Source organism: Pseudomonas sp. NFACC05-1 (assembly GCF_900100135.1).
GTDB classification, from domain to species: Bacteria; Pseudomonadota; Gammaproteobacteria; order Pseudomonadales; family Pseudomonadaceae; genus Aquipseudomonas; species Aquipseudomonas fluorescens_Q.
Window position 1 is genome coordinate 93,908 of the sequence record NZ_FMTR01000008.1, and the last position, 25,661, is coordinate 119,568.

Here is a 25,661-nt window from a genome sequence, read left to right on the forward strand (position 1 = left end):
ATGCATGACCTCGAACTGACCGAAGAACAAGTGATGATCCGCGACATGGCCCGGGACTTCGCCCGTGGTGAAATCGCCCCCCATGCCCAGGCGTGGGAAAAGGCCGGCTGGATTGACGACGGTCTGGTGGCGAAGATGGGTGAGTTGGGCCTGCTGGGAATGGTAGTGCCGGAAGAATGGGGCGGTACCTACGTCGATTACGTCGCCTATGCCCTGGCCGTGGAGGAAATCTCCGCAGGCGACGGTGCTACCGGCGCACTGATGAGCATCCACAATTCGGTGGGTTGCGGGCCGGTGCTGAATTTCGGCACCGACGAACAAAAACAGACATGGTTGGCCGACCTCGCCAGTGGCCAGGCCATTGGCTGCTTCTGCCTGACCGAGCCCCAGGCCGGCTCCGAAGCCCACAACCTGCGCACCCGGGCCGAATTGCGCGAGGGCCAATGGGTCATCAATGGCGCCAAGCAGTTCGTCAGCAACGGCAAGCGAGCGAAACTGGCGATCGTGTTTGCCGTGACGGACCCGGAACTGGGCAAGAAAGGCATTTCAGCGTTCCTGGTGCCCACCGATACGCCGGGTTTCATCGTTGATCGCACCGAACACAAAATGGGCATCCGCGCCTCGGACACCTGCGCGGTCACCTTGAGCAATTGCACCATCCCCGAAGCCAACCTGCTGGGGGCTCGCGGTAAAGGCCTGGCCATCGCCCTGTCCAACCTGGAAGGCGGCCGCATCGGCATCGCGGCGCAAGCCTTGGGCATCGCCCGCGCGGCGTTTGAAGCGGCGCTGGCTTACGCGCGTGATCGCGTCCAGTTCGACAAGCCGATCATCGAGCACCAGAGCATCGCCAACCTGCTGGCCGACATGCACACCCGCATCAACGCCACCCGCCTGCTCATCCTCCACGCCGCCCGCCTGCGCAGCGCGGGCCAACCTTGCCTGTCAGAAGCCTCCCAGGCCAAGCTGTTTGCCTCGGAAATGGCCGAGAAAGTCTGCTCCTCGGCCATACAGATTCATGGTGGTTATGGGTATCTCGAGGATTATCCGGTGGAACGCTACTACCGCGATGCGCGGATTACCCAGATTTATGAAGGGTCGAGCGAGATACAGCGGATGGTCATCGCTCGGGAGTTGAAACACTACCTGGTGTGATGGCTGGGAAAGCATCGCGAGCAGGCTCGCTCCCACAGGGACTTTGGTCGAGCTCCAATTTCGGCTCTACACAAACCCAATGTGGCGAGGAAGCTTGCTCCCGCTGGCCTGCGAAGCAGGCCTCTGCATTTTTTCAGCCGAACCGCATGATCCGGTTGGCGACTGCTGCGCAGCCGAGCGGGAGCAAGCTCCCTCGCCACGGGTTATGGGGTGGCCGCCTTACTTGTCCTGGAACTCCGCCGCGCGCTTGGCCACGAATGCCGCCATGCCTTCTTTCTGATCTTGCGTCGCAAACGCGGCGTGGAATACCCGCCGCTCAAAACGCACGCCTTCGGACAGGCTGACTTCAAACGCACGGTTGACGCTTTCCTTGACCATCATGCTGATAGGCACCGACTTGGAGGCGATCAACGCTGCAGTTTTCAGCGCCTCGTCCAGCAGTTCATCGGCTGGTAGGATCCGCGCGACGATGCCGCAGCGTTCGGCTTCCACCGCATCGATAAAGCGCCCGGTCAGGCACATTTCCATGGCCTTGGCCTTGCCCACCGCCCGGGTCAGGCGCTGGGTGCCGCCCATGCCTGGCAGCACGCCGAGGTTGACCTCCGGCTGGCCGAACTTGGCGTTGTCGCCGGCCAGGATGAAGTCGCACATCAACGCCAGCTCACAGCCACCGCCCAAGGCAAAACCGTTCACCGCCGCGATGATCGGCTTGCGACGGTTGGCCACGCGGTCGCTGTCGCTGAACAGGTCGTCCAGGTAGATCTGCGGGTAGGTCAGCTCGGCCATTTCCTTGATATCGGCACCGGCGGCAAAGGCTTTTTTCGAGCCGGTCAGCACGATGCAGCCAATCTTCGGATCAGCCTCCAGGCTATCCAGCGCCTGGTTCAGTTCGCTGACGATCTGCGCATTCAAGGCGTTCAAGGCCTGGGGACGGTTGAGGGTGATCAGGCCGACGCGGTCCTTGATCTCCAATAAAATCGTTTCGTAACTCATGCAGGACTCCTGTTCAAAGATTGCGCGAAATGACCATGCGCTGAATGTCGCTGGCGCCTTCGTAGATCTGGCAGACCCGTACGTCGCGGTAGATGCGCTCCAGCGGGAAGTCGTTGAGGTAACCGTAGCCGCCCAGGGTTTGCAACGCCATGGAGCAGACTTTTTCAGCCATTTCCGAGGCGAACAGCTTGGCCATGGAGGCCTCCACCAGCGCTGGCTGGCCGCTGTCTCGCAGGGCGGCGGCGTAGTGCACCATTTGCCGGGCCACGGCGATCTGGGTCGCCATGTCGGCCAGGCGGAACGCCACGGCCTGGTGCTCGATGATCGGCTTGCCGAAACTGGAGCGTTCCCGGGCATAGTCCCGAGCCGCTTCGAACGCCGCGCGGGCCATGCCCACCGCTTGCGCCGCGATGCCCACGCGCCCGCCTTCCAGGTTCGCCAAGGCGATCTTGTAGCCCTCGCCCTCCTCCCCCAGGCGATTGCCCACCGGCACCTTCAAATCCTCGAAGAGGATCTGGCAAGTGTCGGAGGCATGCTGGCCGAGTTTGTCTTCGACCCGCGCGACGCTGTAGCCCGGCGAATCGGTCGGCACGATGAACGCACTGATGCCACGCTTGCCTGCGCTCGGATCGGTCACCGCAAACACAATCACCACCCCGGCGTTCTGCCCGGACGTGATGAACTGCTTGCAACCGTTGAGCACGTAATGATCCCCCTCCAGCCGCGCCCGCGTCTTGAGGCTGCTGGCGTCCGAACCGGCCTGGGGCTCGGTCAGGGCGAAGGCACCAAGCATCGCGCCACTGGCCAGGGGTGTGAGGAATTTCGCCTTCTGCTCATCGTTGCCGAACTTGAGGATCGGCACGCAGCCCACCGAATTGTGCACACTCATGATGGTCGAGCACGCGCCGTCGCCGGCGGCGATTTCTTCCAGGGTCATGGCATACGCCAGGTAACCGGTGTCGCAGCCGCCCCACTGCTCCGGCACCAGCATGCCGAAGAAGCCCAGCTCGGCCATTTCATCGATGGCTTCCCGGGGAAAACGGTGCTCGCGGTCCCATTCGGCGGCGAACGGTTTCAAGCGCTCCTCGGCGAACTGCCGGGCCATGTCGCGGATTTGAGTCTGTTCTTCAGTCGCAAGCATGGTAATTCCTTAATACAGGCATTCGACGGCCATGGCCGTGGCTTCGCCGCCACCAATGCAGATCGCCGCGACGCCGCGCTTGAGACCCTTCTGGCGCAGGGCTGACAGCAGGGTCACCAGGATCCGTGCGCCAGACGCGCCAATCGGGTGGCCCAGCGCACAGGCTCCGCCGTGGACGTTGACCTTGTCATGGGCAATCTCCAGCTTGTCCATGGTCACCAGCCCGACCACGGCAAAGGCTTCGTTGACTTCGAACAGGTCGACTTGATCCAGCGACCAACCGGTTTTCTGCATCAGTTTCTTCACGGCGCCAATCGGTGCGGTGGGAAACAGGCTCGGAGTATCGGCAAACGCCGCGTGACCGTGGATCACCGCCAGGGGCTTGAGGCCACGCTGGGCAGCCTGGCTCTGGCGCATCAGCACCAGGGCAGCGGCACCATCGGAAATGGAACTGGCGTTGGCCGCCGTCACCGTGCCGCCCTCGCGAAACGCCGGTTTGAGCGAGGCGATCTTGTCGATCCGCGCTTTCGGCGGCTGCTCGTCGTGGCGAATGGTCACTTGTTCCTTGCCGACCATGACCTGCAACGGCACGATCTCGGCCTCGAAACTGCCGTCCTTGATCGCTTGTTGGGCGCGGGTGGTGGACGCAATGGCGAAGGCATCCTGGGCCTCGCGACTCAAACCATTGGCCTCGGCGCAATCTTCAGCGAAAGTGCCCATCAGCCGACCTTTGTCGTAGGCGTCTTCCAGGCCATCGAGGAACATGTGGTCAAGCACCCGGCCGTGGCCCATGCGATAACCGCCGCGGGCGCGATCGAGCAGGTACGGCGCGTTGGACATGCTCTCCATGCCGCCGGCCACCACCACCTCGGCGCTGCCGGCGATGAGCATGTCGTGGGCCAGGATCGTCGCTTCCATGCCCGAACCGCACATCTTGTTGAGCGTGGTGCAGCGGGTCGACTTGTCGAGCCCGGCGCCCAGTGCGGCCTGACGTGCCGGTGCCTGGCCCTGGCCGGCGGCGAGCACGCAACCGAACAGCACTTCTTCAACCGCACCCGGCGCGATACCGGCCCGCTCCACGGCGGCCTTGATGGCGGCGGCACCGAGTTGCGGGGCGGTGAGGCTTTTCAGTTCGCCCTGGAAACCGCCCATGGGGGTACGGACGGCACTGACGATGACAATAGGATCGTTGGACATCATGAATCCTCCTTACTTATTTGGCTGCCATACGCAAGGCACCGTCGAGACGGATCACCTCGCCGTTGAGCATGCTGTTCTCAATGATATGCCTGGCCAGCGCCGCGTACTCGGACGGTTTCCCAAGGCGTGGCGGAAACGGCACGCCGGCGGCCAGGGAATCCCGCACCTCGGGTGTCATGCCGGCCATCATCGGGGTTTCGAAAATCCCCGGGGCAATGGTCATCACCCGGATACCGAAGCGCGCCAGTTCACGGGCGGCTGGCAACGTCAGACTGGCGATGGCGCCTTTGGAGGCCGCATAGGCGGCCTGGCCGATCTGGCCGTCGAAGGCCGCGACCGAAGCGGTGTTGATGATCACGCCACGTTCGCCATCGGCGTCTGCCTCGGTTTCGGCAATGGCCGCAGCCGCCAGGCGCAGCAAGTTGAAGCTGCCGATCAGGTTGACGTTGATCACCTGGCTGAAGCTGTCCAGCCCGTGGGGGCCGTTCTTGCCGAGGATCTTCTCGCCGCGCACGATACCGGCGCAATTCACCAGGCCATTCAGACCACCGAACGCATCGACCGTGGCCTGGACCGCCGCTTCAGCCGCCGCTTCGTTGCTGATATCGGCCACCACGCTCTGGCAGCCCAGTTTTTGCGCCTGGGCGGCCACGGCGTCGGCGTTGAGGTCCACCAGCATCACCTTGGCGCCGGCCTTGACCAGCATTTCAGCGGTGGCCGCGCCGAGGCCGGACGCGCCGCCGCTGACGAGGAAAATCTTGTTGTCGATCTGCATCATGGTTTCCTTGGGTTCAAGCTGAAACGTTCTGCGCCGCGGCCTCTTGAGCCTTGGCGATTTCCTGGTTGCGCAAGATAAAGCGCTGCAACTTGCCGCTTGGGGTTTTCGGCAAGTCGCTGACAAATTCGATTTCACGGGGATACGCATGGGCCGCCAGGCGCTTGCGCACATGCAGGCGCAATTCCTCGGCCAGCTCCGGTGAGGCGCGATATTGGGTGCTGAGCACCACGAAGGCCTTCACCAGCTCGGTGCGTTCCGGATCGGGCTTGCCGATCACCGCCGCTTCCACCACGGCCGGGTGTTCGATCAGCGCACTTTCCACGTCGAACGGACCGACCCGGTAGCCGGAGGTAGTGATCACGTCATCGCTACGGCCGACGAAGCTGATGCTGCCGTCGGGGTTAAGCTCCACGGTGTCGCCGCTCAAGTAGTAGTCGCCAACGAAGGCCTTGGTCGGCGCACCTTCGTAACCGGCGAACCAGCACATGGGCGACTGGCTGCGGTCCACCGCGAGAATGCCCGGCTGGCCCACGCCCAGCTCGCGCTGGTTTTCATCCAGCACCACGATCCGATGGCCCGGCGAGGCAAAACCGGCCGCCCCCAGATGTACCGGATGTTCCAGCCCATGGTGGTTGCACAGCACCATGCCTAGTTCGGTCTGGCCATAATGGTCGTGGATCACCACGTTCAGATTATCGGCGAACCAACGGATCACCTCCGGGTTCAACGGCTCACCAGCGCTGCTGACGATGCGCAGCTTGCCCTTGATCGAGCGGGCGAACTGCTCGCCCCCGGCGATCAACAGACGGTAGGCGGTGGGCGAACCGGTCAGGTTGGTGATGCCGTATTTGTTGATGACCCGGCAGGTGCTTTCCAGGGTGAACGGGCCATCGTAGAAAGTAATCGGATGTCCCATGGCCAGCGGCCCGGTCACGCCGAAATAAATGCCGTAGGCCCAACCGGGGTCGGCGACGTTCCAGAAGGCGTCTTCAGGTCGCAGGTCCACCGCGTCACGGGTGTAGCTCTGGAACGCAACGATGGCCTTGAGTGGCACCGACAGAGCCTTGGCAGGCCCTGTGGTGCCGGAGGTGAACATCAGCAGGAACGGGTCTTCGCCGGTGAGCATCAGCGGTTCGCACTGGCTGGAGTGGTTCGCCACTTCGGCCCAGAAACTGTAGTCGCCGCGCACGATGCCCTGGCCCTTTTCACCACCGACCGTGACGATGGTGGGGCAACCGGTGATTTCATTGAGCTTGGGACGGTTGACGGCGTCGGTCACGACGATCCGTGCGCCCGAGCTGCCGACGCGGTGCTCGATGGCCTTGGGCCCGAATGCGGTGAACAGCGGTTGATACACCGCTCCGATACGCCAGGTGGCGAGTACAACGATCAAGAGTTCCGCGGTGCGCGGCAGCAGGCCGGCCACTTTGTCGCCCTTGCCGACGCCTTGGGCGCGGAGGAAATTGGCGAACCGCGCGGCGTTGTCCTGCAGGTCACGGTAAGTCCAAGTCGCATCGCTGCCGTCACGGCCCTCCCAGAACAAGGCGATGCGCCCCGGCAACGCATGCCGGTCGAAACACTCGACACAGGCATTGAGCGCCTCGAGCGAGCCGTGCAGCGCGGCGTTGACGGTTTGCAGGTAATCGAATTGCGAAGTGGCGGACGAATAATCGCGCATGACCAGCATCCCTCTGTGTTTTTTATTGGTTGGGGGAACCGTGGATAGCAGGCAAATACTCGCGCCGAAGGGCTGTGGCGGCAATGGTCAAAGCTTTCAAGTTGCTTGACTGGTTTGGCCATGGTTCAGGGGTGTGTTGCCTGTCGCCCCCCCTGTGGCGAGGGAGCTTGCTCCCGCTGGGCTGCGCAGCCGCCCCAAAGCAGTCAACTCAATTAGCCTGACACACCCGGTTGTCCGGTTCTGGGGCCGCTTCGCGCCCCAGCGGGAGCAAGCTCCCTCGCCACAGGGCAGTTTTCAGCCTCTACAAAGGATGCGTCCATGTGAATGAGTAAACCTTTTCCGGCACCGGGGACTGGCAGCGCTGGTTATCCGCATCAGCCCCCACCAGGAACCACTCGGCCCTCGAGGTATCGCCGGCCCGGCGAGCCTTTTGCGGGTCGTAACAGCGAGCCAGGTCCCGGGCGGGGACCAGGGCGAAGGCCCGGGGGTGGCTGCGCAGCCAGGTGGCGGATTGTTCCAGGGCGTTGCCGTTATAAAAGCCGAAATGCACGATGGGTTGCCGGGCGAACAGCCAATGGCCCTCACGCCAACCCACGAGTACCAACTCGGCATTTGAAGTCATCCCCGCGACATCGCGCATCAAGGTCTGGTGGGGGTTGATGCCTTCCTTGTGGGGCTCGACGAAGCCGCGTACAAGCCAGGCACACAACCACAGCGCAGCCAATACGTTGAAAACCCTCCTGCCCCTCGGTCGCGCGCCAAACCAGCAGCGCAGCATCCATGGCACAAGCGGCGCCACCACCAGAATCAACGCGGGTAACGCGGGAAAGATATACAGCTTGCGCTTGCCGCTGCTCAGGCTAAAGAACACCAACACCAGCAGTACCCAACCGAGCAGCACCAACACCCGACCGTCGTGCTTGAGCAGTTGTTTACGCCAGGCCGGCACCAGCCAGGGGAGCATGAACACAATCGGCAGCCAGTACTTCGGAATCACCTGGACGAAAAAATACCAGAATGGTTCGCGATGCTCCCATGCGTTGGCATAACGCCCGGCAGTCTGCTTGAACAGGATTTCCTGGGCATATGCCAGGCTGTCGGCACTGCCCTGCGAGACAATCATCAGCAAAGGCCCCAGCCATAACGCGATGGCGACCAATGCTACGAGCAGCCCCAGCCACCAGCGTCCCGCCTGGCCAGGCATGGCCACCACCCCCTTCCAACCTTTGCGCAGTGCATAGGCGTAGGGAATCAGCAATAGCACCGGCAGAAACCCCACGCCTTTGCTGATGATCCCCAACCCCATCGCCGCACACGCCACGTAGTACCAACGCCAGGCCGGGCCGAGCAGCATGTGCCGGCACAAGCCATAGATCCCCAGGATGTTCCAGAGCGCAAGGAAACCATCGATCTGCCCGGTGCGCAGGATGCTGTAGGTCTGGTAGGTCGCGAGAAACAAGAGCGCCGCGATCACCCCTACGCGCCGCCCCCACAAGCGTCGGCCCAGGTCATACAGGCACGCGGTGGTAACGGCGCCTGCCAGCAGCGCGGGCAAGTACAGGGCAACTTTGGGCAGGTGGGTCAGTTGTACGAACAGCGCCACCGTCCACATGAACAGCGGCGGTTTGTCGGCGTAGATTTCACCGGCGCGATGGGGAATGAACCAGGATCCGTTCTGCAGCATCTCCAGGGCAACGCCAAGGAAGCGCTCCTCATCGACGTTCATCGGTTGGCGCCAGCCAAGGCCAGCGCCCACCATGATCAAGGCCAATACCACAAACGCCAGGAGCTCGAGCCGCGAGGAAGATAATCGTATCCGCACCGTCTCAGCCCTTTTTGGCCAGTTCGGGGTTTTCCTGCTCATGATGCTTGGCGATCAACTGCAAATTGCGCAGGTAAACGATAAAGCCGAAGGACTGGCCGACAATGAACACCGGGTCTTCGCGGTAGATGGCATAGGCCAGCAACAGCGCGCTCCCGACGATGCTCAGGTACCAGAAGCCAACGGGAATCATGCTGCGCTTCTTGTATTCGCTGTACAGCCATTGCAGGGCAAAACGCCCGGTGAATGCCAATTGACCACCGAAGCCAACGGCCAACCACAACGATTCTCTGCCCATTTCAAACCTCGGTTTCTTGTGCGTTGACGTCCAGGCGGGTGCGTTTGATCAGCCACCACACCCCGAACAGATCGACAATGCCCACCAGCGCCCGGTCCAGGTTGCCGTAATTGGACACCCCGGCCCCGCGCTCACGGTGATTGACCGGATGAACCAGCATCCGGCCGTTGTGACGGCGGATCAGCGCCGGAATGAAACGGTGCATGTGATCGAAATACGGCAGGCGCAGAAACGCCTCGCGCTCGATCAACTTGATGCCGCAACCGGTATCGGGCGTCTGGTCCTTGAGCAGGCTGGCGCGCAATTTGTTGGCAAATCGCGAGGCCCAACGCTTGCTCGCCGTGTCCCGGCGGTTGACGCGATGCCCTGCCACTAGCTTGACGCCCGCGGGGGTGCCTTCGGAGCCGCGCACCAGGTCGAGCATTTTCGGCAGATCGGCCGGGTCGTTCTGACCGTCGCCGTCCAGGGTTGCCAACCAATGCCCGCGTGCCACTTCAGCGGCGTGGTAGACCGAGGTGCTCTGCCCAAGGGAACGGGTGTGGCTGAGCACCCGCAATTGCTGGTAGCCGCTACCTTGCAAGGTGCTTAACTCAGCGGCGGTGGCGTCGGTGCTCCCATCGTCCACCACGATGACCTCAAAGTTCTCATTGGCCAACGCCGCGCGCACTTCTTCAAGAAGTGGAATGAGATTACCTGCCTCGTTCTTGGCTGGAATCAGGACCGATACATAAGGGGGTTCGTGCATGATGCTCCAGAAAAAAGCTGGGAAATGAGTGGTTAGACGGCGTAATAGTCGCGGTACCAATCGACAAACGACTGCACACCGACGGGCACCGCGACCTGTGGGCGAAACCCCACCCGCGCCTCCAGTTCACGAGTGTCCGCCCACGTGTCGACCACGTCGCCCGATTGCAGTGGCAAGAAATTCTTTATCGCGCGGATGCCCAGCGCTTCTTCAATGCACTCGATAAACTGCAAAAGCCTCACCGGTGAGCCGAAGCCGATGTTGTAGACCTTGTTGCGCACGCCGGTCTCATCGGTCGGCGGCAGCGGAATCAGGCGCACGAGGCCCTCGACGATGTCGTCGATATAGGTGAAATCGCGAGACATCGCGCCGTCGTTGTAAACGTCGATGGCGCGACCGTTGAGGATGGCATCGGTGAATTTGAAGGGCGCCATGTCGGGCCGTCCCCAAGGCCCATACACGGTAAAAAACCGCAGGCCGGTGGTGGGAATGCCATAGAGATGCGAGTAGGCGTGAGCCATCAGCTCATTGGCGCGCTTGGTAGCGGCATAGAAAGACACCGGCTGATCGACAGGGTCGGTCGTGGCGTACGGCAGGCGGTCGTTCAAGCCATACACCGAACTGCTCGAGGCGAAAATCAGGTGCGCCGGCCGATGGGCACGGCAGGCTTCCAATATGTCGAGGAAACCTACCAGGTTGCTTTGCGCATAAACGTCCGGATTGTCGATGGAATAGCGCACGCCGGCTTGGGCCGCGAGGTGGACGACTTGGTCGAAGGCGTGTTCGGCAAACAACTCCAACAGTGCCTGTTTGTCTGCCACATCCAGCAGCTGAAAGCGGAAATCACGATATTCGGCCAAATGAGCCAGTCGTGCCTGTTTCAGCTCGACGCTGTAGTAACTGTTGAGGTTGTCGATGCCAATGACCTGATGACCATCGCTGCACAGCCGCTTGGCGGTATGAAATCCGATGAACCCTGCGACACCGGTGACCAGTACTCTCATACGCGGCCCAAAACGGTCATTTGCATACATTACCCTGATGGATGGTCCGGCTTTTCCGGGGCTTGCACAGGCTTGTATCAGAAGAAAATGACGGTTTTACGAGCGTAGCGAAAAACCCTGTGGGAGCTTGGGTAGGCACAAGATTGGAGGCCACCCGATGGGTCAATCTGGGTCGTTGAGAATCAGGCTGCGATAATGCCCCGGGTTGGACCCGGACCATTTGCGAAACGCCTTGTAGAAGGAGCTGGCATCGGCAAAACCCAGGCGCGAGGCGATTTCGACGAAACTGATGGAAGGCTCGGCCAGCCAGGTGATCGCCAGGTCCTTGCGCACGCTGTCCTTGAGGCCTTGGTAAGTCTGGCCCTCCTCCGCCAGGCGTCGACGCAGGGTGGAGGCGGACACGCACAGCTGCTGGGCCAGGGCCTCGGTTTCCGGCCACTGTTCGGCAGGCAACTGCCGCAGGTCGTGCCGGATACGGCTGGCCAGGCTTTGCGGGTCGCGGTATTTGACCAGGATGTTGGCCGGGGCCTGGGCCAGGAAGCGCTTGAGCTCATCAGCGTTGCGTCTGATCGGCAGGTCGAGGCATTCGGCGGCGAAAATCATCCGGGTGCGAGGCCGGTCAAAACGCAGGTTCTGGGAAAACATCACCCGGTAGTCGTCGCAGAAATCCGGCGCCGGGCAACGCAGCTCGATGGAAAGAATGGGAATGCGCCGCCCAGCCAACCAGCAGGCCACCCCATGGACGATCATCCAGTAGGTGAAGTAGGTAAAGGCCCGGCGCGGTTCCTGATCGTCTTCCAGCAGCACGATCTCCGCCAGGCTTTGCTGGCGCACCCACTGGGCCGGCAGGTGTTCGAGCATCAGCGACAGAAAACCCAGCCCCGCCGTCAAGCCGCTCGCCAGCGTCGACTGGGCCATGGCGCACTGGCAGAGAAACGCCAGGCTGCCGGACTTGAGCTTGCGCGGGTCCATGCCAAAAAACTCATCATCCAGGCGCCGGGCGAGCAAACGCCAGAGCCGCGCATAGGCATGGGCCGGGACCCGCGCCTGGGCGTCGTCGAGCAATGCGGGATCGATGCCCACCTTGCTCAATACCTCATCGATAGCCGCTCCGGGAGCGCAGCTTTGCAGCAGCGCCTCACGCACCAACTGAATGGAGATGGTGTCTTTTTTCGACATGGCGCCGGTGTTCACAGGATCCGGTAAAGCAGCCGTTCTATCCGCACCCGGCTGACCCGTTTCAGGAACCTGGCCACGGCATCGGGGTAATCCGGCAGGGTTTCCAGGTCCAGGTAACGCTCGATCCGGTGAGTGTGGCGGTAGATCTGTTCAAGCTCGGCCTGGCGCGGCGCCAGCAACTCGCCCTTGGGGTCGTCCAGCAACAGCGCGTTTTCCAGGTCCAGGCGAAAGGCCCGCGGGTTGAGGTTGTTGCCGGTCAGCAAGGTGTAGCGCTCATCGATCCACATGCCCTTGAGGTGATAGGTGTTGTCCCCATCACGCCATAGGTGCAGGTTCAATTGGCCGCTGTCGATAGCGCGCTGATGGCGTTTGGCGAAGCGCCGCAAGCTGATTTCGTAGAGGTATGGCAGCGCCGCGATGATCTTGAACGGCTCGCTTGGCGCAATGTAGAAGTCGTTGGCGGTCTTGTCGCCGACGATGATGTCGATCTTGACCCCCCGGGCCAGGGCGCGATTGAGCTCCCGGGTCACCGCCAGGGGCAGGTTGAAATACGGTGTGCAAATGGTCAGTTGCTGGCGACTGCTGGCGATCAGCTCACCGATCACCCGGCTCAGCGGATTGTTCTTGCCCACCCCCAGCAACGGGCTTACCGACAGGCCACTCTTATCGAGGCTGCCCACGCTGGTGTCATAGGTCGCGTACTTGAGGCGACTGCGCAGGTCGCCGATGTCCTTGCGCAAACTGCGGGTGCTGGGCAGGTTCGGCAGGTCCAGGCGGTGCACGGCCCTGGAGGTGATCAGGCCGTGCTGCACCAGGTGATGCATCGAATCAGCCAGTGCCGTGTTCTGCAGCAGGTGATAGCGGTCGTAGCGGTATTTGTCGAACTTGTGCAGGTAGACGTTATTCAGGCTGGCGCCGCTGTAGAGCACACAGTCGTCAATCACGAAGCCTTTCAAGTGCAGCACGCCGAACAGCTCGCGGGTCTGTACCGGCACGCCGTAGATCGGCACTTCGCTGGCATGGGTGCGAGTCTGTTCCTGGTACCACGCCGAGTTGCCCGGCTGCTTCTTGGCGCCGATCAGCCCGCGCTGGGCCCGCAGCCAGTCCACCACCACGACCACATCCAGTTCCGGACGCGCGGCCTTGGCGGCATGCAGGGCATCGAGGATTTCCTGGCCGGCCTCGTCCTGTTGCAGGTACAGCGCGACGATGTAGATGCGCTGGGTGGCCTGGGCGATTTTCTCCAGCAGGCAACGGCGGAATTGGGCAGCGCCATCGAGGATGGTCACCGCGTCGGCGGTCAGTGCAAAGCTGCGCAGCTTGGGCAGCAGGGAGCGTTTGAAAAGCGACGGCATAGGGCTCGCAAAAGGTCGATTCCGAAGAACGGATGAGCTTACACCATGGATGGGTTTGGGTCTTCCTGTCCTCAAGAAAAAAAGACTTGACCAAGGAGAACGATCATTCTACTTTTGTTTCATGAACGAAATCACTGGTAATGAAACACGAGACATCATCCTCGATGTCGCCGAAAAGTTGATCTATAAAAGTGGCATCGCCGCCACCGGCATGGACCTTCTGGTGAAAACCGCCGGCGTCTCCAGGAAAAGTGTCTATCGCTACTTCGCCAACAAGGACGACCTGATCGTGGCCGCCCTCAGGCGGCGGGATGAGCGCTGGATGCACTGGTTCAGCAGCGAAGTGGACAAGGCGCCGACACCGACGGCGCGGCTGCTCAACCTGTTCACCGTACTCAAGGGCTGGTTCGACAGCGAAGGTTTCCGCGGCTGTGCATTCATCAACACCAGTGGCGAGACAGGCGATCCACAGGATCCGGTCCGCCAAGTGGCGAAGATGCACAAACAGAAGTTGCTCGATTACGTCACCCGGCTGTGCGTCGAACAAGGTGTCCAGAACCCGGACGCATTGGCCCGCCAACTCCTGATTCTGATTGACGGCGCCATTACCGTGGCGCTGGTCATGGGCGACCACAGCGCGGCTGACGACGCCCAGGACTTGCTGAAAAAACTGTTACACGCCTGACCCGTTGAACCCTTGTGCAATTCGTCAATTCACTGGAGATCCGCCATGTCTGCCTCTTCCGAAGTTCGCCCGCCGTTGCCGCCGTTCACTCGTGAATCGGCGATCGAGAAAGTTCGCCTGGCCGAAGACGGCTGGAACTCTCGTGACCCACAAAAAGTATCCCTGGCCTACACGCTGGATACTCAATGGCGTAACCGCGCCGAATTCGCCCATAACCGCGAGGAAGCCAAGGCGTTCCTGACCCGCAAATGGGCCAAGGAACTGGATTATCGGCTGATCAAGGAGCTCTGGGCCTTCACCGATAACCGCATCGCCGTGCGCTATGCCTACGAATGGCACGACGATTCGGGCAACTGGTTCCGCTCCTACGGCAACGAAAACTGGGAGTTCGACGAACAAGGCCTGATGTACAACCGTTATGCCTGCATCAACGACATGCCGATCAAGGAAAGCGAGCGCAAGTTCCGCTGGCCGCTGGGCCGCCGGCCGGACGATCATCCGGGGTTGTCTGAGTTGGGGTTGTAACGCTCTTGACTGAACCACCGTTATCGCGAGCCAGCTCGCTCCCACAGGGGATCCATGTCGGGCACAACATGTGTATCCGCAATGTGGGAGCGAGCTTGCTCGCGATGGCGGTGGCAAATCCGACAAAGGTGCAAACTGACTCACCGCTATCACGAGCAAGCGCCCACAGCAGCGCCAGACAAGCGGCCCCTCCAACAGGCTTGACCCACATGCCGCCAGGCATCACATTGCCTGGGCCGGCGATAAGCTCGCTGTTTCGTTGTGCAGCAGATTTTTGTGGAGCCCATGACCGCGTCGATTCCGATCCGTCCCCCCTGCCCGCCCGGCGTCTGCAATTGTGGCCGTGATGCCTTGCTGCAAGCGCCTGGCAGCGACCTGCGCATCCTTTGCCTGAATCGCCAGGAAGAAAAACGCCTGCTTGAACGCCTGGAGAACATCCAGAGCCTCGACGAACTCCAGCGCCTGCAGCAACGCCTGTACGAGAACCTGGGGATCCGCTTGAGCGTCGAGCCCGGCTATAACGAAGTGCGGACCATGCGCGGCATTGCCATCGAATTCCAGGAGCAGCCCGGCCTGTGCCGGAAAATTCGCCAGTCAATCCCCGCCGCCATTCGCCGCGGTCTGGAAAAACGCCCCGAGATCGCCTGGCGGTTGCTGGATGCCCACGATCTGTTTCGCGACATCTGAACCCAGGCGGCTCCTTCCCTGGAGCGGCACCTCGGCCTAGAAATCCACGGTTGCGGAAAGCAGATAGGTGCGCGGGGTCGACAGCGTCAAGCCAGGCTCACTGTCATCCGACGCGCCGGCCGAACTCCAATAGCGCTTGTCTGCCACGTTTTCGATATTGGCCCGCAGGGTGATGTGTTTTTCGTCGACCTTGAATGCATAGCGGGCGCCCACGTCGAAACGTTCCCAGGAATCGATTTCCTTGGTGTTGGGCTGGTCCAGGTACTGCGAGCTGGAATAGATGCCACGGCTGGTCAGGGTCAGGCCCTGTAGCGTCGGCACGTCCCACTCGGCGCCGAGGTTGACGTTGAACTTCGGCGTGGCCGGTGCGCGGTTGCCGTCGAAAGTGCCGTTGGTGGTCTGGGTCAGTTCGCTGTCGATGTACATCACGCCGCCGAGCAAACGGGTTCCCTTCAGCGGTTCGCCAAACACACTCAACTCCACGCCGGTGTTTTCTCGCTTGCCGTTCGGGCCGAAGACACGCGTCGTCGCGTCGGTCGCATAGGCCGGCTGCTTGATCCGGAACAGGGCGGCGGTGACGGCGAACGGACCGGCATCATACTTGGCGCCCACCTCGACCTGACGGCTGATGAATGGCGGGAAAATCTCGTCCTCGTTCACCGATGTCGACGGCGCGATCTTGCCCTGGCTCAGGCCTTCCATGTAGTTGGCATACAACGACAGCTTGTCGGTCGCCTTGAACAAGATGCCGCCCGACGGCGAAACCTTTTCTTCGTCGTAGGCGGTGTCGCCCTTGACGTTATTCGTCCAGTCGTCAACCTTCACCCGCTGCCAGCGGGCGCCGAGGGTCAGCAGCAAGCGATCATCGAACAGCCCCAGGGTGTCGGACAAGGCCACGCCACTGAAGCGGTTCTCGGTATAGACCTTGTCGTCCTGTCGGGTCGGGTTGCTCGGCGTCGGGGTCTGTACCGGGTCATACAGGTTGCTGCGACCGTTGGCGTAGCGGGCGCCGCCATTTTCGAAGTCCATGTAGAAATAACTGGCCGCCAGGTTGACCTCATGGCTCACCGGACCGGTATGGAACCAGTTGCGCACCCCGGCCGTGGCCGTGCGGACATTTTCGTCGCGGGTAAAATCTCGGGGCTGGACCGTGAAGTCACCGGCGTCGTTGATGACCGAAACGTTGTGCCTGAGGAAGTCATGCTCGCTTTTGCGCGCGCCGACACCGCCATACAGCATGACGGAATCGTTGACGTCGAATTCAGCGTTCACGGCGCCGAAGGTGTCCTTGGTGCGTGCCTTGCTCCAGGACTGGGCGTAGTTGTCACGTACGTCACTGGCGTGAGGAACCTGTGCATTGGCACCCACCTGCACGCGCTCCTGGGGCGCGTCGGTGTTACGCTCGGTGTGGCCGATGTCCGTCGACAGTCGCAGGCGCTCACCGCGAAAATCCAGGCCCAGCACCGCCATCTCGCGGTCCACGCTCTGGTGATCCCATTCGGTATCGCCCGCCTGCTTCACGCCATTGAAACGGATACCGAACTTGTCATCGTCACCAAAACGCCGACCGACATCCACGGCACCGCCAAGCTGGTTGTTGGAGGCATAGCTGCCGGTGAACGAGGTGATGGGCTTGTCGGTGGCACGCTTGGGCACCACATTGATCCCGCCCCCCACGCTGCCCCGCGGCGAGATACCGTTGATAAGCTGGCTCGGACCCTTGAGGATATCGACGCGTTCGGCCATCTCCATGTCGATGGTGTAGGTCGGCAAGATGCCGTAGAGACCGTTGTACGCCACATCACTGTTGAACAGGCTGAAACCACGAATGGTGAACTGCTCGTAGCGCCCGCCCGCCGGGTTGGTGGCGCGGACAGAGGGGTCGCTGGCGATCAGGTCGCCCAAGGTACGCGCCTGCTGGTTCTTGACCACCGCGCTGGTATAGGTGGTCATGCTGAACGGCGTTTCCATGAAGTCCCGCGAGCCCAGCAAGCCTTGCGAACCGCGACGAGCAACCTGGCCACCGGCATACGCCGGGCTGTCCGTCGACGCCGTGGCGCCGAGAATCGAGGTGGGTGCCAGTTGCAGGCTGCCGCGTTCCGGTGCCGGCGTCAGGATATAGGCCTGCTCACCCACCGCTTGCAATTGCAGGCCCGAGCCCGACAACAGCCGGGCAAACCCCTCCTCAACCCCGAACTCACCCGAAAGGCCGGCGCTGTTGCGACCACTCACCAGGGCCGGGTCCACCGACAGGTTGACGCCCGCCAGCCCGGCAAACCGGGTCAACGCCACGCCGAGGCTGCCAGCCGGCACCTGGTAGCTGCGCCGGTCGGCATCTTCGGCCAGGCTCGATGAGATAAAGAATGGACTGGCGCTCAAACTCAGCATGAGGCTCAGGTTCAACAGCGGACGCCAGCCGGCAAAGGCCGGGCGCAAAAGCAAAGGTGCAACTGCGGACATTGGAAAGCGCTCTCATTTTTGTTCAGTTGCCTTGAATGACAAGCGAGACAAAAAAAGGGGACAGGCCTCAGGCCATATTTTTGCGAAGTGTCAACGTGACCCAGTAGCGAGTGCGCATGTGCACGTCCAGCGGTAGGCTGGCCGCAAGCAGCGTGAGGATTCGGTCGGTGTTGTCCAGGCGGAAGCTGCCTGTGATTCGCAGGGGTTCCAGGGTTTCGTCCCAACGCAACACCCCGGGGCGATAGCGGCTCAGTTCCCGCAGGAAATGCCCCAGTGGCTGGTCCTGCGCAACCAATAGGCCCTCACGCCAACCCAGCTGTGCCACGTCGAACGCCTTCACTGGCCCCGCGCCCGAGTCCTGGATGTTGACCTGCTGGCCTGCTTCCAGGCTCAGCAATGGCCCGCGCAAGGGTTGCAGGTGTGCCGAGCCGCTGACCACCGACACCCGGCAATCGCGTTCGCCCAGGTGCACACAGATTTCGCCACGACCGACGGTGATGAGCCCGTAGGGTGATTGAACGGACAGCGGCGTGCGCCCGGCGAGCGTGAGGGCGATTTCGCCGCGCAACAGCACCAGGCGATGCGTCTTGAGGTCCAGGTCAACGGCGCTGTCGGTGTTCAGTTGCAGCGCACTGCCATCGACCAGCGACCAGCGCCGTTGCTCGCCCGTGGCGGTGTGCAAATCAGCGCGCCAGGCCTCCAATGGCAGCTCTCGCCCCAGCAACCAAGCGGTCGGGACCAATGCCGCGACGCCCAATGCGCGTTTGAGCGCCTCGCGCCGAGCCAGCACTGGGCGGTCCAGCGTTGCCATGCCCAGGGACGCGGGCACCCCGGCAAAGCGCTGGCGCAATCGCTGGGCCTTCTGCCAGGCCGCCTCGTGATGAGCGCTGCTGTCGCGCCAGCGTTGCAGGGCTGCGGAGTCGAACGCATCTGCGTCGAACTCCATCAGGGTCAACCAGCGAGCCGCCGCCCGCGCCGCTTCGCGGGCTTCGGGTGAAGGGGCCGAGCGCATCAGAAGTCCACCAACAGGCAATGCTCATAGGCCTGGGCCATGTAGCGTTTCACGGTGCGCTCGGACACGTGCAGGCGTTCGGCGATCTCGCGGTAACCCAGGCCTTCAAGTTGGCTCCAGAGAAAAGCCCGCCGCACCAGGGGCGGCAGGCCATCGAGCAGTTCGTCCAGGGCTTGCAGGGTTTCCAGCAGCAGCCAGCGTTGCTCTGGCGACGGTGCGCAGGCTTCGGGCAGGCTCGCCAGGGCGTCGAGATACGCCTGTTCCAGACTGCGCCGGGTGTAGAAATTGCTCAGCAGACGTTTGCCAACGGTCAGCAGATAAGCCCGGGGTTCTTGCAGGTCAGCCAATGTCTGGGAACTGGAAAGCACCCGCAGGAAGGTATCCTGGCGCAGGTCCGCCGCATCCCAGGCATTGCCCATGCGCCGTCGCAGCCAGCCTTCCAGCCAACTACCGTGGTCACGGTACAACGCATGGAGGGAATGCTCCGTCGGCGTAACTGCATCACACATGTCCAGAAGCCTGCGCAAAGTCTTAAATGAGACTGATTCTAATTAATGTTCGCGCGTTAATCCAAGCTCTTTATACAAAGTGTGTCTAAACAGGGGATGGGATTGATTGGGGGGTGCTACGCAGCCCAGCGGGAGCAAGCTCCCTCGCCACAGGGCAGATTTGGAAACCTGTGGGAGCGAGCAGTGCGATCAGTGACTGGCGTGCAAGGTCTTCGCCACCTCGGGCATGGCCGATGAGTGATGGTTGATGATCTTCCACTGGCCATCGAGGCGCTCATAGAGGAAGGTGTAGCGCGCCTGGACCTCGCGCTTGGAACCGTCGGCCTGGGTGAGCGTGAAGGTATAGACACCACTGTCCATCGCCGCATCGGGGCCCAGATGGCGGATCTCCCGGTAGTTGATTTGCCCGACCGGTTTGCCGGCCAGGAAATGCTCGAAGTAATCCTGGATCTGCGCCGGTGTGTTGCGCACCTTGTTGGAAACAGTCGGTTGCAAAATCGCATCCGGGGCGTAGAGGCCGGTCACGGCTGTGGCGCTACCGGTTTGCAGCGCGGCGTTCCAGCGGTCGAACAGGGCCGCGATCTCACGGTCATTCACATTCTTGGGCTGCTCGGCCACCGTGCGATACACATAAGGCGTAGCCTCAAGCGCCTGGACAAGCGGTGCGGCCAGCAGGAATAAAGCAGCAATGGCGCAGGTTTTCATTTTCATCAAAGCGTTCCTTTGGGTTTCAATGGCTCCACTTTGCCGGCCTTCCCTGCCTTCGCCATCGGCCAACCGGTGCCAATCGCCTATGCCGTTCGGCAGATAGGCCCGGTGCCGGTGACACGTTCTAATGACGCCACCGCGAACCGGACCGGTCCTCTTCCACGCTGGAGTTCCCCATGCAAAGCCCACCCCATGACCCCGGCAGCGCCCTGGCCATCCGCAGCCAATATCGCCAGTCGCAAAGCCGCGCCGCACGCCTGGGCCTGCTGCTGGGCACCGGCCATGAACTGACGCAACTGCCCCTGTCGGCCATGCGCCAGCGTGCGCTGCAACGGGCGTGCGCGTTCATGGCCATGGACCATGGCCTGCTGCTGGAGTGGGCACCGGACCACCCGTTGCGCACCCTCGCCAGCCACGGCAGCGCGGAGCGACTCGAGCTGCTCGCCAACCTGGCCCGGCCACAAACGCCCGGCCCACAATGGCTGGAGTCGCCCGGCAGCGCCCTGCCCCAGGTCTTGCGGGTGCCGTTGCGGGCCTCCGACGGTATAGCGTTCGGGGCGTTGTTGCTGGGTAACAGCGTGGCCCTCGGCGCGCCGGACAACGAAGACATCGAATCGCTGCAATTGCTGGCAACGCTGTTGGCGGCGCACCTGGAGAACAGCCGTCTGCTCGAAGCACTCCAGGCCCGCGAGCGGACTATGTCCGAGTTGGTCCACCGCCTGTTCAGCGCCCAGGAAGACGAACGCAAGCGCGTGGCCTACGACCTGCACGACGGCCTGGCGCAGAACCTCGCCGGTTTGCATCAGCGCTTGCAGGGCTTCGCCGGTCGCTGCCCGTCGCTACCGCCTGCACTGGCGAACGAACTGCAAAGCATCCTCGACCTGGCCCAAGGCTGCGTTGGCGAGGGCCGGCAACTGATCGGTGGCCTGCGCCCCCACGTACTGGATGATTTCGGCCTGTACAAGGCCGTCGACAAGGAAGCCGACCGCCTGCGTGACGCGGACCTGACGGTGACCTGGGTCGAACACAGCACCGCGCGCCTGCCGGGCCACACGGAGATCGCCTTGTTTCGCATTGCCCAGGAAGGCATCAACAACATCCTCAAGCACGCCCAGGCCAGCCACGTGTGTTTGGGGTTGGCGGTAGAAGACGGCCACGCTTGCCTGCGCGTGGAGGACGACGGCCGTGGCTTTGCCCTGGAGCAACCCATCGAAACCAATGGCAGTTGCCATCTGGGACTGGCCGCCATGCAGGAACGCGCGCACTTGCTGGACGGCCACTTGAGCTGTTGCAGCCAGCCCGGTGGCGGCACCCGACTGCTGGCCAGCGTGCCGCTACCGGCCCACGGAGGACACCCATGAACCCGCCCTTGCGCCTGCTGCTGGCCGATGACCACGAAGTCACCCGCACCGGGTTTATCAGCATGCTCGCCGGCAACCCGGGATTCGAGGTCGTCGGCCAGGCCCGCGACGGCCAGGAAGCCCTCGACCTGTGCGAGCGGCTACAGCCGGACATCGCAATTCTCGACATTCGCATGCCCGTCCTCAACGGCCTGGGCGCGGCGCGGATCCTGCAACAGCGCCAGCCCGGAATCAAAGTCGTGATCTTCACCATGGATGACAGCCCAGACCACCTCGAAGCCGCCATCGGTGCGGGCGCGGTCGGCTATCTGCTCAAGGACGCCAGCCGCGATGAAATGCTCGATGCCCTCAAACGGGTCGCCCAGGGCGAAGAGGCGTTGAACAGTTCGGTCAGCGCGCGCCTGCTGCGCCGCATGGCCGAGCGCGGTGCCAGTGGCGCCACTCAAGTCCAGGCCCTGACCGCCCGAGAACGCCAGGTCCTGGGGCTGGTGGCCGGCGGTTTCAGCAACCGCGAAATCGGCGAAAAGCTGGGCATCGCGCCCGGCACGGCCAAGGCCCACGTAGAGCGAGTCATCGGCAAACTGGGCGCCGCCGACCGGACCCAGGCCGCCGTGCGCGGCGTTGCCCTGGGCCTGGTGGCGCAACCCTCCGGGCAATGGCCATGAGGTTTCTCGCCGCCCGCCGCTGGGCCGACCTACCCTTGCGAGGCAAGGCCCTGGTGGTGATTTCCCTGCCGCTGGTAGTCCTGCTGTTGTCGCTGGTGCTGATCTATATCACCGAACGCCAGACCGCACGGGCCGAAGAGGACGTGCGCCGGGTGCTGCTGGTCCAGGGAGATATCCAGACAGTCCATACCCTGTTGGCCGAGGCAGCGGCCAGCGTGCGCGGTTACCTGCTGACCCGGCGTGAAGATTTCCTGCCCAGCTACGAACAGGCAACGCCGCTGATCCACGCGGCGTTGCAGCGCCTGGACCACAACATTCGCGATGCCAGGATGCGTGAACACCTCAAGACCATCACCCCGCTGATCGCCGACAAACTCGACGGTCTGCTCGCGTTGCGCAACGGCAAGCGCGACGACCCCGAGGCCATCACCGCGATCCTGATCGAAAACAAACAGGTGCTGGATGTGCTGCGCGAGCAGATCAGCGCCATGCGCATCCGCGAGGACGCCCTGCTCGCCGACCGCAGCGCCGCCGCCTCGGCCACGCGCATGCGCCTGTTGTTCGCCACCTTGCTGGCGGCGGTGTGCGGGCTGCTGGGGGCGATTGTCGCGGTGTTGTTCCTGTCCAAGGGCATTGTCGCCCGCGTCCAGCACGTGCAAGGCAACGCGCAGCGCCTGGCATTGGGCCAGCCCTTGTTGCCGCAACCGCCGGAGCAGGACGAAATAGGCCAGCTCGGCACGCGCCTGGTGGAGGCCGGGCAGTTGCTCGCCGAACGCGAGCGGGCCCTGCGCGACAACGAGGAGCGCTTGCGGCTGATCATCGATGGCGTGAAGGACTATGGGATCTTCGCTCTGAATGCCCAAGGCTACGTCACCACCTGGAACGCCGGCGCGCAGCGGATCAAGGGCTACACCGAGCAGGAAATCCTCGGCCGCCATTTTTCCCTGTTCTACCTGGCCGAGGAATGCCCGGCGCACCCGGACATGGCCTTGCGCGAAGCCACCCGCGACGGTCATTACATGGAAGAAGGCTGGCGTTGCCGCAAGGACGGCAGCCGCTTCTGGGCCAGCGTGGTCATCACCGCCCAATACGATGGCACCGGCGCCTTGCGCGGTTTTTCCAAGATCACCCGCGATATCACCGACCGACGCGCTGCCGAGATCGCCCTGCGTACCGCCCGCGAAGAAGCCGAAAGCGCCAGCCGGGCCAAGAGCGAGTTTCTCTCGCGCATGAGCCATGAGCTGCGTACGCCACTGAACGCCATCCTCGGTTTTGCTCAATTGCTGGACATGGACTCCACGGCTGGCCAACGCCCCCAGGTCAGCCATATCCTGCGGGCCGGCCAGCACTTGCTGGCGCTGATCAACGAGGTGCTGGACATTGCCCGGATCGAAGCCGGGCGCCTGCCGCTGAACATCGAGCCGATCGCCCTGTCGACGGTGCTGCACGAAGCCCTGACCTTGGTTTCACCAATGGCCGCCGACGCCGGGATCCACTTGGCCGAGCTGCCAGCGCTGCCCGACGACAGCGGCGTGCTCGCGGACCGCCAGCGCCTGGTGCAGGTACTGCTCAACCTGCTGTCCAACGCCATCAAGTACAACCGGCCCGGTGGTGAGGTGCGCATCGAAGTCAGCGTCCAGGCCCATCAGGTGAGCATCGCCGTCAACGACACGGGTCATGGCATTGCCCCGGAACAGCTGGACCAACTGTTCAAGCCCTTCGAACGCCTGGGTGCCGATCCCCAGGTCGAGGGCACTGGCTTGGGGTTGTCGTTGAGCAAGAGCCTGCTGGAAATGATGCAAGGTAACCTGCAGGTCCACAGCGAGCCCGGACACGGCTGCTGTTTCACCCTGCAACTGCCCGGCACCCAGGTAGTTGGCGCGCATTTGCCACCCATCGCCGCCCTGGCGGTGACGCGTTCGCCTCTGGACTATCACGGCAAAGTCCTGTGCATCGAAGACAACCTGTCGAGCCTGGCGCTGATCGAAACCCTGATGCAACGCCGCCCTGGCATCCAGTTGTTGTCGAGCATGCAAGGCCAGATGGGCCTGGACCTCGCTCGCCAGCACAGCCCGCAACTGATCCTGCTGGACGTCAGCCTGCCTGACCTCGAAGGCCTGGAAGTCTTGCGCCGCCTGCGCCAGTCCCCGGCCACCGCCGCCACGCCCGTGCTGATGATCACCGCCGATGCCAGCGACCTGACCCACCGCGCCCTGCGTGACGCCGGCGCCACGGCGATCCTGACCAAACCTATTCATATCCAGGCCTTCCTGGGCCACCTCGAGCACTATCTACCGGAGCCCGCATGAATCGCGACTTGCGCATCCTGATCGTCGACGATCAGCGCCCCAACCTGGACCTGATGGAGCAACTGCTGGCCCGCGAAGGGTTGCACAACGTGCTGAGCAGCACCGAACCTTTGCGCACGCTCGACCTGTTCAACAGTTTCGAGCCGGACCTGGTCATCCTCGACCTGCACATGCCGGCGTTCGACGGCTTTGCCGTGCTGGAGCAACTCAATCGGCGCATTCCGGCCAATGATTACCTGCCGATCCTGGTGCTGACTGCCGACGCGACCCGAGACACGCGCCTGCGGGCCCTGGCCCTCGGCGCCCGGGACTTCATCAGCAAACCCTTGGACGCGCTGGAAACCATGTTGCGCATCTGGAACCTGCTCGAAACTCGCGCGCTCTATAAGGCGTTGCGCGAGTTGATCCCGTCCCAGCAGATCGAACTGTTGCGCCAGCACCGTCCTGCTGCCGGCCCGGCTTGACCTGGCGGCCGTTCCATCGAGGCATGCGAAGCATGGAAGTCACTGAACGAACATCGGCAACCGGCCTGCAGGCACACATTCGCGGCGAGCGCCTGGCGACGTCCGACGGCGTATCGGCCAAGGAGATTCTGGTCGAGATCTTCGTCCGTGAGCGCAGCGAAGCACACATCGTCGTGCCGGCAGTGGCCGAACCGTTGCTCGTCTGGGTGCTGTCCGGGGAAGCCATCGTCGAGGAGCGCGTTGCCGACGAGGCGTGGGAAGCGAATACCGTGGGCAGCGGAGATTTTTTCCTGACCACATCCCCGGTTCCTTATGAGATGCGCTGGCAAGTGACCAGTCGCGAGCCGTTTGTGGTCATGCACCTGTACCTGGGGTTGGCATTGCTGGAACGCGCCCTTGCCGAAGCCGGCGGCAGCGGCGCGATCCAGCTGCGGGAAGTCTCTGGCGGGCGGGATGAAGCACTTTCGGCCTTGCTCGAACAGATTCGGGTGGAATTGACCCGGCGCGGTGAAACCAGTGCCTTGCTGATCCAGGGCGTGGCTCAGTGCGTAGCGGTACACCTGGCGCGGCATTATCTGGATGCCAATGCCGACGACATGTCCGGACGTAACGCCCTGCCCGCTTTCAAGCTCAAGCGGGTGACCCAGTTGATGGAACAACACCTGGCCGAACCCTTCAGCCTCGGTGATCTGGCCCAAGCCATCGGTATGAGCGAATACCACTTCAGCCGCCTGTTCAAACGCGCCACCGGGCGGTCACCTTCGCAATACTTCATCCAACTGAGAATGGCCCGGGCCCGGCAACTGCTGCTGGAAACCGAGCGCAGCGTCATCGATATCGGCTTGGAGGTCGGCTATGGCAGCGCCAGTCACTTCTCCCAGGTATTCCGTCGCGAAGTGGGTGTGGCGCCAAGTCATTACCGCAAGTAAGG

At 62.7% G+C, this 25,661-nt stretch carries 24 protein-coding genes; 9 read left to right on the forward strand and 15 right to left on the reverse strand.

Going from position 1 to position 25,661, the window contains the following annotated elements; translation table 11 throughout:
* Nucleotides 1–1,152 (forward strand): acyl-CoA dehydrogenase family protein, encoded by a 1,152-nt coding sequence (locus BLO97_RS14625; RefSeq protein ID WP_092346441.1) that lies wholly within the window; start codon nucleotides 1–3, stop codon nucleotides 1,150–1,152.
* Nucleotides 1,153–1,371: 219 nt separating this feature from the next.
* Here BLO97_RS14625 and BLO97_RS14630 read toward each other — a convergent pair whose 3' ends face one another.
* From BLO97_RS14630 to pssA, 11 genes are all read right to left on the reverse strand, one after another.
* Nucleotides 1,372–2,145: an enoyl-CoA hydratase gene (locus BLO97_RS14630; RefSeq protein ID WP_003202009.1), complete on the reverse strand. Its 774-nt coding sequence runs from the start codon at nucleotides 2,143–2,145 to the stop codon at nucleotides 1,372–1,374.
* A 13-nt stretch (nucleotides 2,146–2,158) separates the two neighbouring features.
* Nucleotides 2,159–3,286: an acyl-CoA dehydrogenase gene (locus BLO97_RS14635; RefSeq protein WP_092346443.1), complete on the reverse strand. Its 1,128-nt coding sequence runs from the start codon at nucleotides 3,284–3,286 to the stop codon at nucleotides 2,159–2,161.
* 9 nt (nucleotides 3,287–3,295) lie between these two features.
* Nucleotides 3,296–4,483 carry an acetyl-CoA C-acyltransferase gene (locus tag BLO97_RS14640; RefSeq protein ID WP_092143726.1) on the reverse strand — a complete coding sequence of 396 codons (1,188 nt, stop codon included), beginning with the start codon at nucleotides 4,481–4,483 and terminating at the stop codon, nucleotides 3,296–3,298.
* Nucleotides 4,484–4,499: 16 nt separating this feature from the next.
* Entirely contained in the window at nucleotides 4,500–5,261 is a 762-nt protein-coding gene (locus BLO97_RS14645) for an SDR family NAD(P)-dependent oxidoreductase (RefSeq protein WP_092224457.1), read from the reverse strand.
* Between the two features lie 16 nt (nucleotides 5,262–5,277).
* Nucleotides 5,278–6,942, reverse strand: a complete 1,665-nt coding sequence (locus BLO97_RS14650; protein WP_092346445.1) for an AMP-binding protein — start codon at nucleotides 6,940–6,942, stop codon at nucleotides 5,278–5,280.
* 301 nt (nucleotides 6,943–7,243) lie between these two features.
* A complete protein-coding gene (locus tag BLO97_RS14655) occupies nucleotides 7,244–8,701 on the reverse strand; it encodes an ArnT family glycosyltransferase (RefSeq protein ID WP_371914900.1) in 1,458 nt (485 codons plus the stop codon).
* 67 nt (nucleotides 8,702–8,768) lie between these two features.
* Nucleotides 8,769–9,062 carry a lipid-A-disaccharide synthase N-terminal domain-containing protein gene (locus BLO97_RS14660; RefSeq protein WP_063321222.1) on the reverse strand — a complete coding sequence of 98 codons (294 nt, stop codon included), beginning with the start codon at nucleotides 9,060–9,062 and terminating at the stop codon, nucleotides 8,769–8,771.
* A 1-nt stretch (nucleotide 9,063) separates the two neighbouring features.
* Nucleotides 9,064–9,807, reverse strand: a complete 744-nt coding sequence (locus tag BLO97_RS14665; RefSeq protein WP_092346449.1) for a glycosyltransferase family 2 protein — start codon at nucleotides 9,805–9,807, stop codon at nucleotides 9,064–9,066.
* A 32-nt stretch (nucleotides 9,808–9,839) separates the two neighbouring features.
* Entirely contained in the window at nucleotides 9,840–10,811 is a 972-nt protein-coding gene (locus BLO97_RS14670; protein ID WP_092224244.1) for an NAD-dependent epimerase, read from the reverse strand.
* Nucleotides 10,812–10,973: 162 nt separating this feature from the next.
* Nucleotides 10,974–11,990, reverse strand: a complete 1,017-nt coding sequence (locus tag BLO97_RS14675) for an AraC family transcriptional regulator (RefSeq protein ID WP_092346672.1) — start codon at nucleotides 11,988–11,990, stop codon at nucleotides 10,974–10,976.
* 11 nt (nucleotides 11,991–12,001) lie between these two features.
* Nucleotides 12,002–13,345, reverse strand: a complete 1,344-nt coding sequence (pssA, locus tag BLO97_RS14680; protein WP_092224242.1) for a CDP-diacylglycerol--serine O-phosphatidyltransferase — start codon at nucleotides 13,343–13,345, stop codon at nucleotides 12,002–12,004.
* Between the two features lie 121 nt (nucleotides 13,346–13,466).
* Here pssA and BLO97_RS14685 point away from each other — a divergent pair, with 121 nt between their 5' ends.
* From BLO97_RS14685 to BLO97_RS14695, 3 genes are all read left to right on the forward strand, one after another.
* Complete coding sequence (locus tag BLO97_RS14685; protein ID WP_092224240.1) at nucleotides 13,467–14,030, forward strand: TetR/AcrR family transcriptional regulator; 564 nt, start codon at nucleotides 13,467–13,469, stop codon at nucleotides 14,028–14,030.
* Between the two features lie 45 nt (nucleotides 14,031–14,075).
* A complete protein-coding gene (locus BLO97_RS14690) occupies nucleotides 14,076–14,555 on the forward strand; it encodes a nuclear transport factor 2 family protein (RefSeq protein ID WP_046062452.1) in 480 nt (159 codons plus the stop codon).
* A 285-nt stretch (nucleotides 14,556–14,840) separates the two neighbouring features.
* Nucleotides 14,841–15,242 carry a hypothetical protein gene (locus BLO97_RS14695; protein ID WP_092346451.1) on the forward strand — a complete coding sequence of 134 codons (402 nt, stop codon included), beginning with the start codon at nucleotides 14,841–14,843 and terminating at the stop codon, nucleotides 15,240–15,242.
* A 36-nt stretch (nucleotides 15,243–15,278) separates the two neighbouring features.
* Here the strand turns inward: BLO97_RS14695 and BLO97_RS14700 are convergent, their stop codons facing one another.
* The 4 genes from BLO97_RS14700 to BLO97_RS14715 form a co-directional block, all read right to left on the reverse strand.
* Nucleotides 15,279–17,702 (reverse strand): TonB-dependent receptor, encoded by a 2,424-nt coding sequence (locus BLO97_RS14700; protein WP_092346453.1) that lies wholly within the window; start codon nucleotides 17,700–17,702, stop codon nucleotides 15,279–15,281.
* Between the two features lie 67 nt (nucleotides 17,703–17,769).
* Entirely contained in the window at nucleotides 17,770–18,714 is a 945-nt protein-coding gene (locus tag BLO97_RS14705; RefSeq protein ID WP_092346455.1) for a FecR domain-containing protein, read from the reverse strand.
* Nucleotides 18,714–19,223 carry a sigma-70 family RNA polymerase sigma factor gene (locus tag BLO97_RS14710; RefSeq protein ID WP_063321215.1) on the reverse strand — a complete coding sequence of 170 codons (510 nt, stop codon included), beginning with the start codon at nucleotides 19,221–19,223 and terminating at the stop codon, nucleotides 18,714–18,716. The genes BLO97_RS14705 and BLO97_RS14710 overlap by 1 nt, the downstream gene beginning before the upstream one ends.
* Nucleotides 19,224–19,412: 189 nt before the next feature.
* Nucleotides 19,413–19,934 carry an SgcJ/EcaC family oxidoreductase gene (locus tag BLO97_RS14715; protein ID WP_014338290.1) on the reverse strand — a complete coding sequence of 174 codons (522 nt, stop codon included), beginning with the start codon at nucleotides 19,932–19,934 and terminating at the stop codon, nucleotides 19,413–19,415.
* Between the two features lie 173 nt (nucleotides 19,935–20,107).
* On the opposite strand from BLO97_RS14715, the gene BLO97_RS14720 reads away from it, so the two are divergent.
* The 5 genes from BLO97_RS14720 to BLO97_RS14740 are packed head-to-tail and all read left to right on the forward strand — an operon-like array spanning nucleotide 20,108 to nucleotide 25,659.
* A complete protein-coding gene (locus BLO97_RS14720; RefSeq protein WP_092143270.1) occupies nucleotides 20,108–21,292 on the forward strand; it encodes a sensor histidine kinase in 1,185 nt (394 codons plus the stop codon).
* Complete coding sequence (locus BLO97_RS14725; protein ID WP_092346457.1) at nucleotides 21,289–21,957, forward strand: response regulator; 669 nt, start codon at nucleotides 21,289–21,291, stop codon at nucleotides 21,955–21,957. The genes BLO97_RS14720 and BLO97_RS14725 overlap by 4 nt, the downstream gene beginning before the upstream one ends.
* The gene (locus BLO97_RS14730) at nucleotides 21,954–24,266 is read left to right on the forward strand and encodes an ATP-binding protein (protein WP_175489848.1); all 2,313 of its coding nucleotides are present in this window, start codon (nucleotides 21,954–21,956) and stop codon (nucleotides 24,264–24,266) included. Before BLO97_RS14725 ends, BLO97_RS14730 begins: the two co-directional genes overlap by 4 nt.
* Nucleotides 24,263–24,730: a response regulator gene (locus tag BLO97_RS14735; RefSeq protein WP_018610463.1), complete on the forward strand. Its 468-nt coding sequence runs from the start codon at nucleotides 24,263–24,265 to the stop codon at nucleotides 24,728–24,730. The genes BLO97_RS14730 and BLO97_RS14735 overlap by 4 nt, the downstream gene beginning before the upstream one ends.
* 32 nt (nucleotides 24,731–24,762) lie before the next feature.
* Complete coding sequence (locus BLO97_RS14740; protein ID WP_092346461.1) at nucleotides 24,763–25,659, forward strand: helix-turn-helix domain-containing protein; 897 nt, start codon at nucleotides 24,763–24,765, stop codon at nucleotides 25,657–25,659.
* Nucleotides 25,660–25,661 lie beyond the last annotated feature (2 nt).

Coding starts and splice junctions, on each gene's coding strand:
- BLO97_RS14650 (WP_092346445.1), bottom strand. CDS start 6,942: ATGCGCGATTATTCGTCCGCCACTTCGCAATTCGATTACCTGCAAACC.
- BLO97_RS14700 (WP_092346453.1), bottom strand. CDS start 17,702: ATGTCCGCAGTTGCACCTTTGCTTTTGCGCCCGGCCTTTGCCGGCTGG.
- BLO97_RS14720 (WP_092143270.1), top strand. CDS start 20,108: ATGCAAAGCCCACCCCATGACCCCGGCAGCGCCCTGGCCATCCGCAGC.
- BLO97_RS14695 (WP_092346451.1), top strand. CDS start 14,841: ATGACCGCGTCGATTCCGATCCGTCCCCCCTGCCCGCCCGGCGTCTGC.
- BLO97_RS14705 (WP_092346455.1), bottom strand. CDS start 18,714: ATGCGCTCGGCCCCTTCACCCGAAGCCCGCGAAGCGGCGCGGGCGGCG.
- BLO97_RS14670 (WP_092224244.1), bottom strand. CDS start 10,811: ATGAGAGTACTGGTCACCGGTGTCGCAGGGTTCATCGGATTTCATACC.
- BLO97_RS14735 (WP_018610463.1), top strand. CDS start 24,263: ATGAATCGCGACTTGCGCATCCTGATCGTCGACGATCAGCGCCCCAAC.
- BLO97_RS14675 (WP_092346672.1), bottom strand. CDS start 11,990: ATGTCGAAAAAAGACACCATCTCCATTCAGTTGGTGCGTGAGGCGCTG.
- BLO97_RS14635 (WP_092346443.1), bottom strand. CDS start 3,286: ATGCTTGCGACTGAAGAACAGACTCAAATCCGCGACATGGCCCGGCAG.
- BLO97_RS14645 (WP_092224457.1), bottom strand. CDS start 5,261: ATGCAGATCGACAACAAGATTTTCCTCGTCAGCGGCGGCGCGTCCGGC.
- BLO97_RS14640 (WP_092143726.1), bottom strand. CDS start 4,483: ATGTCCAACGATCCTATTGTCATCGTCAGTGCCGTCCGTACCCCCATG.
- BLO97_RS14710 (WP_063321215.1), bottom strand. CDS start 19,223: ATGTGTGATGCAGTTACGCCGACGGAGCATTCCCTCCATGCGTTGTAC.
- BLO97_RS14690 (WP_046062452.1), top strand. CDS start 14,076: ATGTCTGCCTCTTCCGAAGTTCGCCCGCCGTTGCCGCCGTTCACTCGT.
- BLO97_RS14625 (WP_092346441.1), top strand. CDS start 1: ATGCATGACCTCGAACTGACCGAAGAACAAGTGATGATCCGCGACATG.
- BLO97_RS14630 (WP_003202009.1), bottom strand. CDS start 2,145: ATGAGTTACGAAACGATTTTATTGGAGATCAAGGACCGCGTCGGCCTG.
- BLO97_RS14655 (WP_371914900.1), bottom strand. CDS start 8,701: ATGGTGGGCGCTGGCCTTGGCTGGCGCCAACCGATGAACGTCGATGAG.
- BLO97_RS14740 (WP_092346461.1), top strand. CDS start 24,763: ATGGAAGTCACTGAACGAACATCGGCAACCGGCCTGCAGGCACACATT.
- BLO97_RS14685 (WP_092224240.1), top strand. CDS start 13,467: ATGAACGAAATCACTGGTAATGAAACACGAGACATCATCCTCGATGTC.
- BLO97_RS14665 (WP_092346449.1), bottom strand. CDS start 9,807: ATGCACGAACCCCCTTATGTATCGGTCCTGATTCCAGCCAAGAACGAG.
- BLO97_RS14660 (WP_063321222.1), bottom strand. CDS start 9,062: ATGGGCAGAGAATCGTTGTGGTTGGCCGTTGGCTTCGGTGGTCAATTG.
- BLO97_RS14715 (WP_014338290.1), bottom strand. CDS start 19,934: ATGAAAATGAAAACCTGCGCCATTGCTGCTTTATTCCTGCTGGCCGCA.
- BLO97_RS14730 (WP_175489848.1), top strand. CDS start 21,954: ATGAGGTTTCTCGCCGCCCGCCGCTGGGCCGACCTACCCTTGCGAGGC.
- BLO97_RS14725 (WP_092346457.1), top strand. CDS start 21,289: ATGAACCCGCCCTTGCGCCTGCTGCTGGCCGATGACCACGAAGTCACC.
- pssA (WP_092224242.1), bottom strand. CDS start 13,345: ATGCCGTCGCTTTTCAAACGCTCCCTGCTGCCCAAGCTGCGCAGCTTT.